Annotated in this window: 12 protein-coding genes and 6 tRNA genes; 3 read left to right on the forward strand and 15 right to left on the reverse strand. The window is 65.1% G+C overall.

Translation table 11 applies throughout. The annotated features are described in order from the left end of the window. Position 1: 1 nt before the first annotated feature. Complete coding sequence (gene glf, locus POR01S_RS19050; protein ID WP_042137715.1) at positions 2 to 1,180, reverse strand: UDP-galactopyranose mutase; 1,179 nt, start codon at positions 1,178 to 1,180, stop codon at positions 2 to 4. Then, complete coding sequence (locus POR01S_RS19055; protein WP_042137716.1) at positions 1,171 to 2,349, reverse strand: glycosyltransferase family 1 protein; 1,179 nt, start codon at positions 2,347 to 2,349, stop codon at positions 1,171 to 1,173. Before POR01S_RS19055 ends, glf begins: the two co-directional genes overlap by 10 nt. 359 nt (positions 2,350 to 2,708) lie before the next feature. Here POR01S_RS19055 and galE point away from each other — a divergent pair, with 359 nt between their 5' ends. Then, entirely contained in the window at positions 2,709 to 3,797 is a 1,089-nt protein-coding gene (galE, locus tag POR01S_RS19060) for a UDP-glucose 4-epimerase GalE (RefSeq protein WP_042137718.1), read from the forward strand. A gap of 214 nt (positions 3,798 to 4,011) precedes the next feature. Here galE and ligA read toward each other — a convergent pair whose 3' ends face one another. From ligA to smc, 3 genes are all read right to left on the reverse strand, one after another. Continuing rightward, positions 4,012 to 6,396 carry an NAD-dependent DNA ligase LigA gene (gene ligA, locus POR01S_RS19065; RefSeq protein ID WP_042137720.1) on the reverse strand — a complete coding sequence of 795 codons (2,385 nt, stop codon included), beginning with the start codon at positions 6,394 to 6,396 and terminating at the stop codon, positions 4,012 to 4,014. A gap of 116 nt (positions 6,397 to 6,512) precedes the next feature. Next, complete coding sequence (gene zipA, locus POR01S_RS19070; protein ID WP_007162238.1) at positions 6,513 to 7,412, reverse strand: cell division protein ZipA; 900 nt, start codon at positions 7,410 to 7,412, stop codon at positions 6,513 to 6,515. Between the two features lie 205 nt (positions 7,413 to 7,617). Next, positions 7,618 to 11,103, reverse strand: a complete 3,486-nt coding sequence (gene smc, locus POR01S_RS19075) for a chromosome segregation protein SMC (RefSeq protein WP_042137721.1) — start codon at positions 11,101 to 11,103, stop codon at positions 7,618 to 7,620. 167 nt (positions 11,104 to 11,270) lie between these two features. Between smc and POR01S_RS19080 the strand changes: the two genes are divergently transcribed. Further along, positions 11,271 to 12,266 (forward strand): sulfate ABC transporter substrate-binding protein, encoded by a 996-nt coding sequence (locus POR01S_RS19080; RefSeq protein WP_042137723.1) that lies wholly within the window; start codon positions 11,271 to 11,273, stop codon positions 12,264 to 12,266. 91 nt (positions 12,267 to 12,357) lie between these two features. Here the strand turns inward: POR01S_RS19080 and POR01S_RS19085 are convergent. From POR01S_RS19085 to POR01S_RS19110, 6 genes are all read right to left on the reverse strand, one after another. Then, positions 12,358 to 12,433: transfer RNA gene (locus POR01S_RS19085), tRNA-Gly, on the reverse strand. Positions 12,434 to 12,437: 4 nt separating this feature from the next. Next, a tRNA-Glu gene (locus POR01S_RS19090) sits at positions 12,438 to 12,513 on the reverse strand. 64 nt (positions 12,514 to 12,577) lie between these two features. Continuing rightward, positions 12,578 to 12,653 (reverse strand) — tRNA-Gly (locus POR01S_RS19095). Between the two features lie 4 nt (positions 12,654 to 12,657). Beyond that, positions 12,658 to 12,733 (reverse strand) — tRNA-Glu (locus POR01S_RS19100). A 64-nt stretch (positions 12,734 to 12,797) separates the two neighbouring features. Next, a tRNA-Gly gene (locus POR01S_RS19105) sits at positions 12,798 to 12,873 on the reverse strand. 6 nt (positions 12,874 to 12,879) lie between these two features. Further along, positions 12,880 to 12,955, reverse strand: a tRNA-Glu gene (locus tag POR01S_RS19110). Between the two features lie 171 nt (positions 12,956 to 13,126). Here POR01S_RS19110 and POR01S_RS19115 point away from each other — a divergent pair. Further along, positions 13,127 to 13,894, forward strand: a complete 768-nt coding sequence (locus tag POR01S_RS19115) for a hypothetical protein (protein ID WP_231501052.1) — start codon at positions 13,127 to 13,129, stop codon at positions 13,892 to 13,894. Between the two features lie 24 nt (positions 13,895 to 13,918). On the opposite strand, the gene POR01S_RS19120 is transcribed toward POR01S_RS19115, so the two are convergent. From POR01S_RS19120 to msrB, 4 genes are all read right to left on the reverse strand, one after another. Further along, entirely contained in the window at positions 13,919 to 14,407 is a 489-nt protein-coding gene (locus POR01S_RS19120) for a free L-methionine (R)-S-oxide reductase MsrC (protein WP_042137726.1), read from the reverse strand. Continuing rightward, entirely contained in the window at positions 14,404 to 15,291 is an 888-nt protein-coding gene (locus tag POR01S_RS19125; protein ID WP_007162233.1) for an ATP-binding protein, read from the reverse strand. The genes POR01S_RS19120 and POR01S_RS19125 overlap by 4 nt, the downstream gene beginning before the upstream one ends. A 106-nt stretch (positions 15,292 to 15,397) precedes the next feature. Next, the gene (locus tag POR01S_RS19130; protein WP_027601225.1) at positions 15,398 to 15,883 is read right to left on the reverse strand and encodes a glutathione peroxidase; all 486 of its coding nucleotides are present in this window, start codon (positions 15,881 to 15,883) and stop codon (positions 15,398 to 15,400) included. Further along, positions 15,880 to 16,281 (reverse strand): peptide-methionine (R)-S-oxide reductase MsrB, encoded by a 402-nt coding sequence (msrB, locus tag POR01S_RS19135; protein WP_007162231.1) that lies wholly within the window; start codon positions 16,279 to 16,281, stop codon positions 15,880 to 15,882. The genes POR01S_RS19130 and msrB overlap by 4 nt, the downstream gene beginning before the upstream one ends. Positions 16,282 to 16,352 lie beyond the last annotated feature (71 nt).

Raw genomic sequence — 16,352 nt, forward strand, 5'->3', positions numbered from 1 at the left:
CTCATGGGGCCTGCCTTGCCAGGCTTTCGTGGTGTTCGGCGCTCTCCCCCGCCGCCGGCCCGAGCTCCGCCTCCTCGATGCGCTTGTAGGCGGCCAGCGCCTGGCCCACCACCTGGTCCATGTTGTAGTAGCGATAGGTCCCCAGACGGCCGATGAAGATGACCTTGGGGGTCGCCTCGGCCAGGTGCTGGTAGCGCCGGTACAGCTCGGCGTTTTCCGGGCGTGGAATCGGATAATAGGGCTCGCCGTCCGCGCTGGGATATTCGTAGGTCAGGCTGGTGCGCTCGTGGGTCTGGCCGGTGAGGTGCTTGTACTCGGTGATGCGGGTGTAGGGCACCGCTTCGCTGGGATAGTTGACCACCGCCACCGGCTGGAAGCGCGGCGTATCGCGCGTCTCGTGCTTGAAGGTCAGGGAACGATACGGCAGGCGGCCGAAGCGATAGTCGAAGAATTCGTCGATGGGTCCGCTGTAGACCAGGTGCTCATGGGGGATCAGTTCGCGGATCTCGCGGTAGTCGGTATTGACCATCACCTTGATGTTGGGGTGATCCAGCATCCGCTCGAACATCCGGCTGAAGCCATGCAGGGGCATCTGCTGGAAGGTGTCGCCGAAGTAGCGGTCGTCGGTGGTGGTCCGGGTCGGCACCCGCGCCGTCACCGAGCGGTCCAGTTGCGACGGATCCAGTCCCCACTGCTTGCGGGTATAGCCGCGAAAGAAGGTCTCGTAGAGTTCGCGCCCGACCTGGTTGATCACCACGTCCTCGGAGGTGCGGATGTCTTCGACCGGCTCGGCGCGGGCGGCGAGAAAGGCTTCGGCGCCCTGCTCGTCCAGCTCCAGGCCATAGAGGCGATTGAGGGTGGTCAGGTTGATCGGGATGGGCACCTGCTGACCCGCGACGTCGGCCAGGACCCGGTGCTCGTAGGGCCGCCACTCGGTGAAGCGCGAGAGGTAGTCGACGATGCGCTGGGAATTGGTGTGGAAGATGTGCGGACCATAGCGGTGCACCAGCACCCCGGCATCGTCATAGTGATCAAAGGCATTGCCGCCAATGTGCGGGCGCCGATCCACCACCAGCACGCGCTTGCCCAGCCCCGCGGCCAGCCGTTCCGCCAGCACGCTGCCGGCGAAACCGGCCCCCACGATCAGATAGTCGAAACGCTCAAGCGCCGTTACCGCCATTGGATCTTCTCCCGCATCAGGTCACAGGTGCTGTCCCAGGACATCCCGGTCAGCAGGGCATCGGCGCGCGCCAGAAAGGCTTCGCGCTGATCTTGACTGGCCAGGGCCGCCTCGCAGGCAGCGACAAAGGCCTCGGCGCCTTCGGCGATCCAGACCACGCCGCTGTCGCCGTAGGTGCGCACCACATCGGTGATGGGCGTCGACACCACCGGACAGCCGCCGGCCAGGTATTCGGGCGTCTTGGTTGGGCTGATGAAACGCGTCGCCTCGTTGAGGGCAAAGGGCATCAGGGCCACGTCCCAGCCCGCCAGATAGGCCGGCAACTCGTCATAGGTCTTGCCGCCCAGGTAATGCAGATTGGGCAGCTGCGGCAGGCTGGCCGGATCGATCTTGACCACCGGGCCCAGGATCACCCACTGCCACTGGGGACGCAGCCGCGCCACCGCGGCCAGCAGGTCGAGATCCAGGCGCTCGTCGATCACGCCATAGAAGCCCAGCCGCGGCCGCGCCAGAGCGGCCTGGTCTGCAGGCTCCGGCAGGGCCGCGCGAGCCTGACCGAAGTGCGCCACGTCCACGCTGCTGGGAAAGGGAAAGACCCGCGGATGGCGGTCACGCTTGGCCTCGTAGAGGCTGTAGCCCCCGGTAAACACCAGGTCGGCGCGCTGCAGCAATTCCCGCTCCCGCTGCAGCAGGGCCGGGGGCGCGCCGCGAAAGGCCGAGAGTTCGTCCATGCAGTCGTAGACCAGGGTCTGCGCCGGGATCTCGCCGGCATAGTCCAGCGCCATGGGCGTGAAATACCAGGCCACCGCCACCGGTTGCCGCAACTCCTGCAGATAGGTCTGCAGCAGTTCCTGCTGGGCGCAGGCTCGGGCTTCCGCGGACAGGCAGCGAGGCAGATGAGGCACCAGTACCCGCACGCCGTTCTCTTCCACACGCACCTCGAGGTGCGACCGGCCATCCGTGGCATCCAGCGGCTCTTCGCAATAGAGCACGTTGTAGTGCTCGGCGAAGCGCACCATCTCGTGCTGCGGACGCTGGTAGACGAAGCTCCAGCGCAAATGGGCCAGGCATAGCAGCAGCGGCCTGGCGGGATCCAGGGGGCGCTCCGCAACGCGCGCGGGCTGTTTGGTCTTGCCGATCGTTTCGGTATGGGGGCCGGCCCAACTCATGGTGTGCTCCTGTGAGATCGAACGCCTGGCCAAGGGCGGCAAAACAGCCGCGCCTCGGCCGGCGCCTTGGCAACTTGCAAAACGTCCAGAGACCGTCCCGAAGGTATCGGCAGTCTGACTGCGCGATATCGAGCAACGTTATCGACTTATCCAATTGGCAAGGGTTCATAACTTTATCGATGAACTTCCGCTTCGCTAGAACCAATATCCTCATTCAACTTCAGAACAACGTCTGCTCGATGAATTGGCACAACTAACGCTTCGCTCGAAAATAATTAAAGCGAAGCGTTAGTTGCACTCGAGTCTGCACGAAACAGTTATTTCGAATTAATGGCTACAGGCTTGGTGAGGACGGTTGCATGTTGATGATCACGGGCGGCGCAGGCTACATAGGTTCCCATACGACGCTGGAGCTGCTCCGTGCGGGCCACGAAGTGGTGATACTGGACAACCTGGTCAACAGCCGGGTGGAGGCCGTGCAGCGCCTTACCACGCTCGCCGGGCGGGCGCCTGTCTTCGTGCGCGGGGACGTCCGGGATCGCGCCCTCCTGGATCGGCTGTTTCTAGAGCTGCCGATCACCGGGGTCCTGCATTTCGCCGGACTCAAGGCGGTCGGCGAGAGCGTGCAGCACCCCCTGCGCTATTTCGACAACAACGTCGGCGGCACCCTGGTGCTCTGCCAGGCCATGGCCGCCGCCGGGGTGCACCAGCTGGTCTTCAGCTCTTCCGCCACCGTCTACGGTCACTGCATTCCACCCATCAGCGAAAGCTGCCCGACTGCCGAGCCGACCAACCCCTATGGCCAGTCGAAACTCATGGCCGAGCAGGTGCTGCGCGGGCTGGCCGGGGCCGATCCGCGCTGGTCCATCGCCGTGCTGCGCTACTTCAATCCCATCGGCGCCCATCCCTCCGGACTGATCGGCGAAGACCCCCAGGGCACGCCCAACAACCTGGTGCCCTATCTGCTGCAGGTGGCCAATGGTCGCCGGCCCTGGCTGGATGTCTACGGCGACAACTACCCGACGCCGGACGGCACCGGCGTGCGCGACTACATCCATGTCCAGGACCTGGCCCGCGGTCATCTGGCGGCGCTGAACGCCCTGGCCGAGCGCCCCGGGGTTTCGACTTGGAACCTGGGCACCGGACGCGGACATTCGGTCAAGGAGGTGGTGGCGACCCTGGAACAGCAACTGGGCCGCGACATCCCCTGTCACTTCGCCCCGCGACGCGCGGGCGACGTGGCCCAGTGCTGGGCCGATCCGGAAAAGGCTTGGCAGGAACTGGGTTGGCGCGCCGAACGCAGCCTCGCCACCATGCTAGAAGATGCCTGGCGCTGGCAGTCGCTCAATCCCCATGGCTATCGCCAGACGGCCAAGGCGGCTATCGCCGTGGAAGAAGTTCTCGAAAAAGAACAACGTGCGAGCGAACCCGCCACGCGTTCCGCTTGAACCTGGAAATTATTATGGCCGATAAATAAGGCTTCGCTTAAACCAAACGAAGCCTTATTTTTTCAGTTATTGCCTTGGCACTGCCTTAAAGCAGTTTTTAAACGAAGCGACAACTATGGGTACGTCTTTATTACCGCTTCGTTATAACCAACAACGCCTGCAGTTATTGGCAGAACGAGTGAAGATCAGACCCTTGCGGGCCTGATCCCTGGCGCTAGCGGACGCCTTGCGCCTCGAGGATCTGCAGGAAGGCATCCTCGTCCAGCACCTTGACCCCCAGTTCGTTCGCCTTGGTCAGCTTGGAACCCGCCCCTGGCCCTGCGACCACCACGGCGGTCTTGGCCGACACCGACCCCGACACCTTGGCGCCCAGGGCTTCCAGGCGCTCCTTGGCCTCGTCGCGACTCATGGCCTCCAGGGTTCCGGTAAGCACCCAGGTCTGGCCGGCGAACGGCAAACCCTGCACCGCCTGCCGGGTACTTTCCCAATGCATGCCGAAGGCCTTGAGCTGCGCCTCGATGGCCAGCGCCTGGGCAACGTGGTCCGCCTCGGCGAAGTACTCGCGCAGCCCCTGCTTGGCTCGCTCGTTGAGGCCGGACAGGGTCTTGAAGGTCAGCCAGTCCTGCGAGCCTTCGATCAGGGCCGCCAGGCTGGGAAAGGCCGCGGCCAGGGTCTTGGCCCCGGTCTTGCCCAGGTAGGGAATGTGCAACTGGTCGAGGAAATCGGCAAAGGCCGCGTAGCCGGAAAATTCGGCATGCACCTCCCCCTCGTCGGCCAGCTCGATGCCGTTGGCCAGCAGCGCCTCCAGCACGTCGCGGTTGTGCGCGGACTGGAAGAAGTTGTGAATCTCGAAGGCCACCTCGGGCCCGATGTCCGGCAGATAGACCAGCACCTCCGGCAGGGCCTCGCGGATTCGCTGCAGACTGCCCAGGGCGCGTGCCAGGCGCTTGGCGGTCTCCTCCCCCACCTCGGGGATGCCCAGGGCGAAGATGAAGCGCGCCAGCGCTGGCCGGCGGCTGGCCTCGATGGCGGCCAGCAGATTGCGACTGGACACCTCGGCGAAGCCTTCCAGCTCGACCACCTGCTCGTAGGTCAGGGTGTAGAGATCCGCCGGCGACTTCACCAGCGCGCGATCCACCAGTTGCTCGACGATACGATCGCCCAGGCCGTCGATGTCCATGGCCCGCCGCGAGGCGAAATGGATGATCGCCTGCTTGAGTTGCGCCTGGCAGGCCAGCCGGCCGACGCAGCGATAGACCGCGCCCTCGCTCACCGACTCCTTGCCCTTGCCGCGCTTGATCAGCTGGGTACGCTCCACCGCCGACCCGCACACCGGACAGTGGGTGGGGATCTCCACCGGGCGCGCATTCGCCGGCCGCCGTTCCGGCACCACCTGCATGATCTGCGGAATGACGTCCCCGGCGCGACGCACGATGACGCTGTCGCCGATCATCACGCCCAGCCGGGCGATCTCGTCCATGTTGTGCAGGGTGGCATTGGTCACGGTGACGCCGGCCACCTGTACCGGCTTGAGGCGGGCTACCGGGGTGATGGCACCGGTGCGCCCCACCTGGAATTCGACGTTGAGCAATTCGGTCAGCTCTTCGCGCGCCGGAAACTTGTGCGCCAGGGCCCAGCGCGGCTCGCGGGCGCGGAAACCCAGCTCGCCCTGCCAGTCCAGGCGGTTGACCTTGTAGACCACGCCGTCGATTTCGTAGGCCAGGGTATCGCGGCGCTGGCCGATGTCCTGGTAGTAGGCGCGGCAGCCTTCCGCGCCCTGTACCTTGCGCAACTCGCGACTGATGGGAATGCCCCAGTCACGCAGCCGCTGCAGGATGTCGTACTGGGTCTCCGGCAGTGTCCCGCCCTCGACCCGCCCGAAACCGTAGCAGCAGAACTCCAGCGGCCGCTGGGCGGTGATCCGCGAATCCAGCTGACGCAGGCTGCCAGCTGCGGCGTTGCGCGGATTGGCGAAGGTCTTGCCGCCGCTCTCCATGGCCCGGGCATTGAGCGCCTCGAAGCCGGCGCGGGACATGAACACTTCGCCGCGCACCTCCAGCACCGTCGGCCAGCCCTCGCCCTGCAGGCGCAGCGGGATGTTGCGGATGGTGCGCACATTGGCGGTGATGTCCTCCCCGGTGGTGCCGTCGCCGCGGGTGGCGCCGCGGGTCAGCACCCCTGCCTCGTACAGCAGGCTGACCGCCAGGCCATCGAGCTTGGGCTCGCAGGTGTACTCGACACCGGAATCCGGCCCGGCGAAGTCGGTCTCGCCGAACTCCTCGCGCAGGCGCTTGCCGACGCTGCGGTCGAAGTCCTGCAGATTCTCGTCGGCGAAGGCATTGCCCAGGCTGAGCATGGGCACCTCGTGGCGGATGGTGCCAAAGGCGGCCAGGGCCGAGCCGCTGACCCTCTGGGTGGGCGAGTCGGGCGTCACCAGCTCGGGATGCTCGGCCTCCAGCGTCTTGAGTTCGCCGAACAGCCGGTCGTACTCGGCATCGGGCACGCTCGGCTCGTCCAGCACATAGTAGCGGTAGTTGTGGGCGTCGATCTCGCTGCGCAGGGCGGCGATGCGGGTGACAGCATCTTGGGCGTCGGTCATGGCGGTCTCTCACTGTCGCCACCCCAGGGGGTGGCCCTGACGGCACCAGCGGCGCCGCGGCAAAACTTACAAACAAAAAGAGCAGCCGAGGCTGCTCTTGGTTCGCTCCGGCGCGATCAACGCTTGAGCATCAGGCTCTTGCGTTCGAAGTCGACGATGCGCTGGCGGTAGTGTTCGATGGTCTGGGCGGTCATCACGCTGCGCTGCTCGTCCTTCAGCTCGCCATTGAGCTCCGAGGACAGCTTGCGCGCCGCGGCGACCATGAGGTCGAAGGCCTGCTTGGGATGACGCGGACCGGGCAGACCCAGGAAGAAGCTCACCGCCGGGGTGTGGAAGTCGTCGATGGCATCCAGGTCGAAGGTGCCCGGACGCACGGCGTTGGCCATGGAGAACAGCACCTCGCCATTGCCCGACATGCTCTCGTGGCGATGGAAGATGTCCATGTCGCCGAATCGCAGCCCGCTTTCGAGGATGTTCTGCAGCAGTGCCGGACCGGAGAAGCCCTTTTCGTCGCGGGAGATGACATTGATCACCAGCACCTCGTCCACCGGCGCCATGGCAGCCTGACTGCTGCCGCTGCCGACGGGCTCGCTGACGGGCTCGCGCTCGGGCGCCTTGCTGCTCAGCGGCTTTTCCTTGCGCGGCTTGTCGCGACCCCGGGTCGCCACCTCGTCGGAATCGACGGCCAGGCCCGCCAGACCTTCATCGCCCGCGGACAGATCGAAGCTGTCGGCACTGGGTTCTTCACGCCGTTCTTCGCGACGCTTGCGCTGGGTGGAGCGTGGCGGTGTCGGCTCGCCCGGATCGTCCAGCGACGGCTCCTTGGGCTCTACCACCCGCGTCGGACCGACGATTTCCGGATCCTCGTCCTCGTGATCCGGATGATTGCTCAGCGACTGGTCAAGCTTGAACTTGAGCTTGCCCTTGCCGCTCATGCGACGCCAACCATCGAACAGAATACCGGCGATGACGATGACGCCGATGATGATCAGCCACTCGCGCAGACCCATATCCATGAAAAAGACATACCCCTGTGAAAATAATGGACCGACAGCCGTCGGGAAACTTTGGAAAGTCGACGCTTGCGAGGTCTTTCCAAAACCTCCGAAACCTACGCCAAGTCAGTGTTCTTCTTAGCTTTTTCCACTTACCGCTAGCGCGGCCATAAGCTAGCACGACTGCTGCCAACTTTACACCGCCAAGCCACGAGGCTGTGGGGTACTAGGCATCGACCATGGCCACCGCCTCTTCCACATCCACCGCCACCAGCCGCGAACAGCCCGGTTCGTGCATGGTCACACCCAGCAACTGATCGGCCATCTCCATGGCGATCTTGTTGTGCGTGATGTAAATGAATTGCACCTTCTCCGACATGCTCTTGACCAAGCGGGCATAACGGCCGACGTTGGCGTCATCGAGAGGAGCATCCACTTCATCGAGCATGCAGAACGGCGCCGGATTCAACTGGAAGATGGCAAATACCAGCGCCAGTGCCGTCAGGGCCTTTTCGCCGCCCGACAGCAAATGGATGGTGCTGTTCTTCTTGCCCGGCGGGCGCGCCATGATCGCAACCCCGGTATCGAGTAAATCTTCTCCAGTAAGTTCCAGGTAGGCGCTGCCGCCACCGAAAACTTTTGGGAACAGCGCCTGCAGGCCGTGATTGATCTGGTCGAAGGTGTCCTTGAAGCGATTGCGGGTTTCCCGATCGATCTTGCGGATGACGCTTTCCAGCGTCTCCAGCGCCTCCACCAGATCGGCGTTCTGGGCATCCAGATAGGTCTTGCGCTCGGCCTGCTGCTGATATTCGTCGATGGCCGCCAGGTTGATCGGTCCGAGTCGCGCGATCCGCGCCGCGACCGCTTCCAGCTGCTCTTCCCAGGCGACTTCGCTGGCCTCGGCGGGCAGGGTCGCGATCACCGTCGGCAGGTCGTAGCCATCGGCCGCCAGCTGCTCGGCGAAGCCGCTGCGCCGCGTCGCCAGCCCCTGCCATTCCAGGCGATGCTGCTCCAGCTGACCGCGCAGCAGGGTCCCCTGCTGCTCCGCCTGCAGACGCCGCCGCTCGAAATCGCGCAATTCCCGATCGGCGTCTTCCAGGGCCAGGCGCGCCGTGCGCATCTCCTCGTCCACCTGCAGGCGCCGCTCCAGCAACTCCTCCAGACGCAGCCGCACCTCGTCGAGGGGCTCGCCGCCCTCTTCCAGGTTGAGCGAGAGCTGCTCGCAACGCTCGCCGAGGCGCGCGGTCTGCAATTCCAGTCGTTCCAGGGCCTGGAGGGTCGACTGGCGCTGGGCTCTCAGGGTGGTCAGCCGCACCGTCAGCTGATGGAGTTGTTCTTGGGCCTGGCGCTGACGCTGCCGCGCCGAATCCACCGCCTGGCGATGCCGGTCGCGCTGCTCCTGCAGCTGCGCGCGCTGCTCGGTATCCACCGCCATGGCATCGAGAGCGTCCTGCAGCCGCAACCGGCATTCGCCCAACTCTTCCTGCTCACGCGCCACCTGTTGCTCGACATCCCTGAGCTCCGCCTCCAGCTGCCGGCGACGAATGCTCAACTGCTCGGCCCGCGCCTGCTGCGCGGACAGCTGGGCGCGGGATTCGGCCAGGCGCAGCTGCTCCTGCTGCTGGCGCCGCCGCGCCTCTTCGCGTTCGCTTTCCAACCGCTGCTGGGCAGCGCGACGGTCCTCCAGTCGCTCTTCCTGCATGGCGAGCGCCTCGCCGAGTTCCAGGCGGCGTGCCTGCAATTCCTCCAGTTCACGCCCACGCGCCAGCACACTGCCCTCGGCCGCCTGGGCGCGGCGCACGCGCAAGAAGTGCCGGGAGAGCCAGTAGCCTTCCGGGGTGATGAGACTCTGGCCCGGTGCGAGGGCCGCCCGGCGCGCCAGGGCCTCGTCGTAGCTGTGGGCGATCAGCACCTGACCCAGCCAGGGTGACAGGTCGCGCGGGGCCTGCACCTGCTCGAGCAGGCTGCCCGCGGCGACCGGCACCGCGCCGGGCAGTGCCAGATTCAGGGCGCCACTGGCGAAGCTGTCGAGACGCAGGGCCTCCAGATCATCCAGACAAACCGCCTGCAGGTCGCTGCCGAGGACGGTTTCCACCGCCAGCTCCCAGCCGGGAGTGACCTGGACCTCGTCCGCCAGCTGCGGCGCCGCGGCGAGCCCCTCGGCTTCGAGCCACTGAGCCGCGCCGGTATCGGGGGCCAGCGCCGCCTGCTGCAGGGCCTCCAGCGAGGCGATGCGGCCTTCCAGCCGCTGCAATTCGCCCTGACGCTGACTCTGCTCATTGGCCAGTCCCAGCAATTCTTCCCGCAGTCGCTGCAAGCCCTCGGCGACCTGCAATTCCTGCTCGGCCAGGCCTTCCAGCAGCAATTCGTCTTCGGCGATCTGCTCTTCCAGCATGACCAGCCGCTCGGAGGGACCATCCTCGCCCAGCAGGGTGCGCTCGTCGCGCAGCCGGCGCTGCCGCTCCATGCCCCGCTCCAGGCTCTGCTCTAGGGAGCGAATGCGCGCCTGCTGCACATCGGCCTCCCGTTGCGGCTCGACGCTGGCGGCGCTGAGCGTTTCCCAGCGTTGCTGCCAGTCCGCCAGCGCCAGCTCCGCCTCTTCCAGCGCGGCGCTGCCCTCCTCGCCCAGCTCCCGAGCCGCCTCTTCTTCCGGTTCGAGCATCGCCAGCTCTTCTTCGAAGGTGGCGAGCAGCACCCGGTCGTGCTCCAGGTGGGACTCGGCTTCGCTGAGGGCCTGTTCGGCTTCGCGCAGATCGTCCTGCAACTGGCGCTGACGCTGCTGACCATGCTGGATGGTCTGCTCCAGGCGGGCGATGTCACCCCCCAGGGAGTAGAAGCGCCCCTGCACCAGGTTGAAGGCTTCGCTCAGCTCATGATGACCGTCGCGCAGCCGCTCGATGCCGGCGTCCGCCTGGCGCTGCTCGGCGGTCAGGGCTTCGAGAGCGGTCTCCTGGTCGCGGATCACCTTTTCGCGCTGCTCGACACGGCCATCCAGCTCGCGCCAGCGCACCGCCTGCAATTGCGCCTTGAGCTGCCGCTCTTCCTGCTTGAACGCCTGGAAGCGTTCGGCCGATTGCGCCTGGCGGTGCAGCCGTTCCAACTGGCGCTCCAGCTCTTCGCGCAGGTCGGTCAGGCGGGCGAGATTCTCCTGGGTGCGGCGGATGCGATTCTCGGTCTCGCGCCGCCGCTCCTTGTACTTGGAGATGCCGGCGGCTTCCTCGATGTAGTGCCGCAGGTCCTCGGGCCGCGCCTCGATCAGCTTGGAGATCATTCCCTGCTCGATGATCGAATAGCTGCGCGGCCCCAGGCCGGTGCCGAGGAAGATGTCGGTGATGTCGCGCCGGCGGCACTTGGTGCCGTTGAGGAAATAGGTGTTCTGACCTTCGCGGGTCACCCGCCGGCGGATGGAGATTTCCGCGTAGCTGGCGTATTCGCCCACCAGGGTGTGGTCGGAGTTGTCGAAGATCAGTTCGATGGAGGCCTGGGACACCGGCTTGCGGCTGTTGGAGCCGTTGAAGATGACGTCGGTCATCGACTCGCCGCGCAGATTCTTGGCCGAGCTCTCGCCCATCACCCAGCGCACGGCGTCGATGATGTTCGACTTGCCGCAACCGTTGGGGCCGACCACCGCTGCCATGTTGCTCGGGAAATTCACCGTCGTCGGATCGACGAAGGATTTGAATCCCGCCAGCTTGATCGACCTCAACCGCATATCAGGAGCCCTTGTTCACCGCGCCGTGCCCAACCGCAGGCGAAAGGGCGAAAGTCTACCATTGGCGGCCCGCCTGCCGTTGCCGCGCATGAGCTTATTTCCAGGCGTTCTGCACGCCACCGGGGCGACAGGCTATAGTCCTGCACCCCCACTCGCAGGATGCCCCCATGAAGATCCTTCGCTTCACCCTGCTCGCCGCCGCCCTGGCGGCCAGCGCCAAGGTCCTGGCCGCGCCGCCGCTGCTCAACGTGTCCTATGACGTCATGCGCGACTTCTACAAGGACTACAACCCGGCCTTCCAGGCGCACTGGAAAGCCGAGCACGGCGACACCCCAGTGATCCAGATGTCCCATGGCGGCTCCAGCAAGCAGGCGCGTGCGGTCATCGACGGCCTGCAGGCCGACGTCATCACCATGAACCAGGCCACCGACATCCAGGCCCTGGCCGATCGCGGCCTGGTGCCCAAGGACTGGGAAACCCGCCTGCCCGATCGCAGCGCGCCCTTCACCTCGGCCACGGTGCTCATCGTCCGCCAGGGAAACCCCAAGGGCATCCATGACTGGTCCGATCTGCTCAAGGACGGCGTCCAGGTGATCGTGCCCAACCCCAAGACCTCCGGGAACGGTCGCTACACCTACCTCTCCGCCTGGACCTATGCGCTGCGCCAACCGGGCGGGGACGAACAGAAGGCCCGCACCTTCGTCGCCGACCTGTTCAAGCACGTGCCCATCCTGGACACCGGCGGTCGCGCCGCCACCACCACCTTCATGAAGAACCAGCAGGGCGATGTCCTGGTGACCTTCGAGAACGAAGCCGAGATGATCGCCCGGGAATTCGGTCGCGGCGGCTTCGAGGTGGTCTATCCGAGCATCTCGGTGCAGGCCGAGCCGCCGGTGAGCGTGGTCGACAGCGTCGTCGACAAGAAGAGCACCCGCGCCGAGGCCGAGGAATACCTCAAGTATCTCTGGTCCGACCAGGGCCAGAAGATCGCCGCGGACAACTTCCTGCGCCCGCGCAACGCCCAGATCCTGGCACAGTACGCCGATCGCTTTCCCAAGCTGGAACTGATCGATGCGCAGAAGGAATTCGGCCCCTGGAGCGGCATCCAGAAGACCCACTTCGCCGATGGCGGGGTCTTCGACCAGATCTATACGCCCCAGTGACAGGCTCGCGCCCGGCCAGGTGCCGGGCGTCCGGCGGGCATGAATGACGCGCACACAAAAACACCGCCCGGAGGCGGTGTCTTTGTTTATTTGGAGCGGGAAACGAGACTCGAACTCGCGACCCCGACCTTGGCAAGGTCGTGCTCTACCAACTGAGCTATTCCCGCAATGTGGCGTCCCCTAGGGGACTCGAACCCCTGTTACCGCCGTGAAAGGGCGGTGTCCTAGGCCACTAGACGAAGGGGACGAAACCTCTTTCCGCAAGGCCTTTCACCTTGCATCCCACTGTCATGAAACCGTGAGATTGTGTTTGGAGCGGGAAACGAGACTCGAACTCGCGACCCCGACCTTGGCAAGGTCGTGCTCTACCAACTGAGCTATTCCCGCAATATGGCGTCCCCTAGGGGACTCGAACCCCTGTTACCGCCGTGAAAGGGCGGTGTCCTAGGCCACTAGACGAAGGGGACGAAACCTCTTTCCGCAAGGCCTTTCACCTTGCATCCGCCTGCCCTGAGGCAACCGGACTGTATTTGGAGCGGGAAACGAGACTCGAACTCGCGACCCCGACCTTGGCAAGGTCGTGCTCTACCAACTGAGCTATTCCCGCAATTTTTGGCGTCCCCTAGGGGACTCGAACCCCTGTTACCGCCGTGAAAGGGCGGTGTCCTAGGCCACTAGACGAAGGGGACCAGGTAGAATCCCTGAGGACTCCGGCCTACCACTCGGCTGACGCTTGCCGCCGTTGGGAGTGCGCGCATTCTAGGGAGCCTTACCCTGGGCGTCAATAGCTGATTAAATACTTTTCAAATCAACGACTTCGCTCGTACGACAAACGGCGGGCAAGCACCATGGAGAAGGTCATGTCCTCAACGATGATTGCAGCGGTAGTGGGGCTTGGCATCCTCCTGTTGATCATGATCGCCTTCGTCAACCAGAAGCTCGAAGCGGGACGCCTGGAAAAGCAGCGCCTGGTCGCCGACCTCACCGACCGCATCAAGCGCTGTGCCCAACTGGGCGGCAGCCTGCCCGGGCAGCTGATGACCCCGGCGCTCAAGCAGCTGTTCCATCGCATCGAACTGGGGCTGATCGCCCGCCTCGCCGCCCTGCAGGCCCCTTCCGCCAGTCTCACCGCGCGCAAGACCGAACTGGAAGAAGTCCTGGCCAAGGGCGATGACATCGAAGTCGCCAACGCGGCCCGGCCGGTGCATACCGAGGCGCGGGTCAAGGAAGTCCGCGGCTACATGGAGATGCTCCATGCACTCGTCGCCCATGCCAACCAGATCGGCATTCTCGACGGCCAGGAGGCGCAGCGCTGGGTCGGCGAGATGCGCTATCTGCTCACGGCGACCTATGTGGAGTTCTTCCGCTACCAGGCCGAACAGCAGATCAAGAGCGAGCACTACATCCAGGCGCGTCAGTCCTACGAGCGGGCGATCATGCAAATTCGCAAGCAGCAGCAACCCGAGCGCTATACCGAGTTGCTAGCCCATCTGGAGGAGCAGATCGCCCAGGTGAAACGCCAGCAGAGCGAACTGGCCGAGCAGGCCAGCAGCAGCGCCAACGAGCTGTCGGACAGCGTGGATACGCTCAAGGACGACAGCTGGCGCAAGAAGAACGACTACGAGTGAGGGCTTCCCTGCCCTCCCCGTCGATCAGCAATCGGTCGCGGCCAGAAAGGCCTCTACCAGGGCTTCGATACCGGCCTGATCCGCGGCGCTGAAGCGCGCCGGATGCGGACTGTCCAGATCCAGCACGCCGATCAGGCGACCGCCCTGGACCAGCGGCACCACCAGTTCGCTGCGCGACGCGGCGTCACAGGCGATATGCCCGGGAAAGGCATGGACGTCCTCGACGCGCTGGGTACGCCACTCGCGGGCCGCCGCGCCGCACACGCCCTTGCTGAAGGGAATGCGCATGCAGGCCACCTTGCCCTGGAAGGGGCCGAGCAGCAGCTGGTCGTCACCCTCGACGAAATAGAAACCGGCCCAGTTCAGGTCCGGTACTTCCTGATAGATGAAGGCCGACAGCTGGGCGGCATTGGCCACCAGATTGCGCTCGCCGGCCAGCAGGGCTTCGACCTGGGCGGCCAGCATGGCATAGCCCTCGAGTCCGGCCCCTACGCCCGTCAGTTCTACGGTCATGCTTTCTCCAAGAGTTTAAGCCCGACCCACTGCCGGGCGAATTGATAGGCGCAGCGACCGTTGCGGTTGCCGCGACCGGACGCCCAGCGGATGGCCTCGCGATCCGCTTCTTCCGACCACTCCAGCTGCAGGCCGGACTTGCCGGCCAGGGCCGCGCACCAGTGGCGCACCACGGCCAGATAGTGATCCTGGGTAAAGGGATAGAAGGACAGCCAGAGGCCGAAACGATCCGACAGGGCGATCTTGTCTTCGGCCGCTTCGCTGGGGTGCAGTTCGCCGTCGACGTGCTCCCAGTTGGCATTGTCGCTCTGCCGCTCGGCCACCAGGTGGCGGCGGTTGGAGGTGGCATAGAGCACCACGTTGTCCGGCGCCTGCTCCAGGGAACCGTCCAGCACGCTCTTGAGCACCCGGTAGTCGTCGCTGCCGGAATCGAAGGAGAGGTCATCGCAGAACACCACGAAGCGCTGCGGCTGACCGGCGAGTTGCTCAACGGCGCGCGGCAGATCGGCGAGATCGTCGCGTTCGATTTCGATCAGCCGCAGACCCTCGCCGGCATATTCCGCCAGCAGCGCCCGGATCAGCGACGACTTGCCGGTGCCCCGGGCGCCCCACAGCAGCGTGTGATTGGCCGGCAGTCCGGCCACGAACTGACGGGTGTTGCGGGCGAGTTGATCGCGTTGGCGATCGATACCCAGCAGATCGGCCAGGCGCAGTTCCAGATTGACCTCGAGCGGCTGCAGATAGCCGCCATGGCCTTCCCGACGCCAGCGCGCCGCATAGCAGTGCTGCCAGTCCAGCGGTTCGCGACGATGGGGCAACAGGGGTTCGAGGCGCTCCAGCACCTGCCGGGCGTGGAGCAGAAAGTCTTCTAGGGAGGCATTCACGGGGATGATCCTTGACGACGAAAAGAGAAAGCGGGTCAGCCGCCCTTCAGGCCGGGCATTATCGTATGACTTTTACCATCCAGACAAAGCCCGGCTGGAGGGCCCCCTAGGAGGCCAGCGCCTGGCGGACATGCTTTTCCAGCTGAGACGGACGGGTGATGGGCGCGAAGCGCTGCACACGCCCCTGCGCCGGCGTGACGAGAAACTTGGTGAAGTTCCAGCGGATCGCGCCACCCAACAGCCCTGGCGCTCTCTTTTTCAGCGCGACGAACAGCGGATGGGCACCGTCACCATTGACGTCGAGCTTGGCCATCACCGGAAAGCTGACGTTGAAGCGGGTCAGGCAGAAGGTCTGGATCTCGGCATTGCTGCCCGGCTCCTGGCCGCCGAACTGATTGCAGGGAAAGACGATCACCCGCAGTCCTTCGGCCAGATAGCGCTGCTGCAGCGCCTCGAGGCCGTCGTACTGGCGGGTGAAGCCGCAACGGCTGGCGGTGTTGACCACCAGATAGGCCCGCGCCGGCCAGTCGGCCAGGCAGGCCCGCTGGCCATCGGCGGTCTCGAACGGCAGGCTGAGGAGGTCCCTGATCACGCGGAGGCCCTGGGTTGCAGCTGCAGCGCCACCGAGTTGATGCAGTAGCGCAGGCCGGTCGGCGGCGGACCGTCGGGGAAGACGTGGCCCAGATGGGCGTCGCAGCGGGCGCAGAGCACCTCGACGCGGTGCATGCCGTGGCTGAAGTCTTCCTTTTCCCGCACCGCCTCGCCATCGATGGGTGCGTAATAGCTGGGCCAGCCGCAGCCGGAATCGAACTTGGTGCTGGAGTCGAACAGCGCCAGCTCGCAGCAGGCGCAGTGATAGACGCCGGGCGTCTTGGTGTTGCAGTAGGCACCGGTATAGGGTCTTTCGGTGGCGGCCAGGCGACAGACGCGAAACTGATCGTCGGTCAGGCGCTCACGCCAGTCTTCCGGGCTACGCTGTACTTTTTCCATGATGACCTCTCTGGATGCCGGCGCATCTTTTGTAACAGGCGATGCGGCCGTATGATTCCCGCTCAGTCTGG

It is taken from the genome of Pseudomonas oryzihabitans NBRC 102199, from assembly GCF_000730625.1.
GTDB lineage: Bacteria > Pseudomonadota > Gammaproteobacteria > Pseudomonadales > Pseudomonadaceae > Chryseomonas > Chryseomonas oryzihabitans.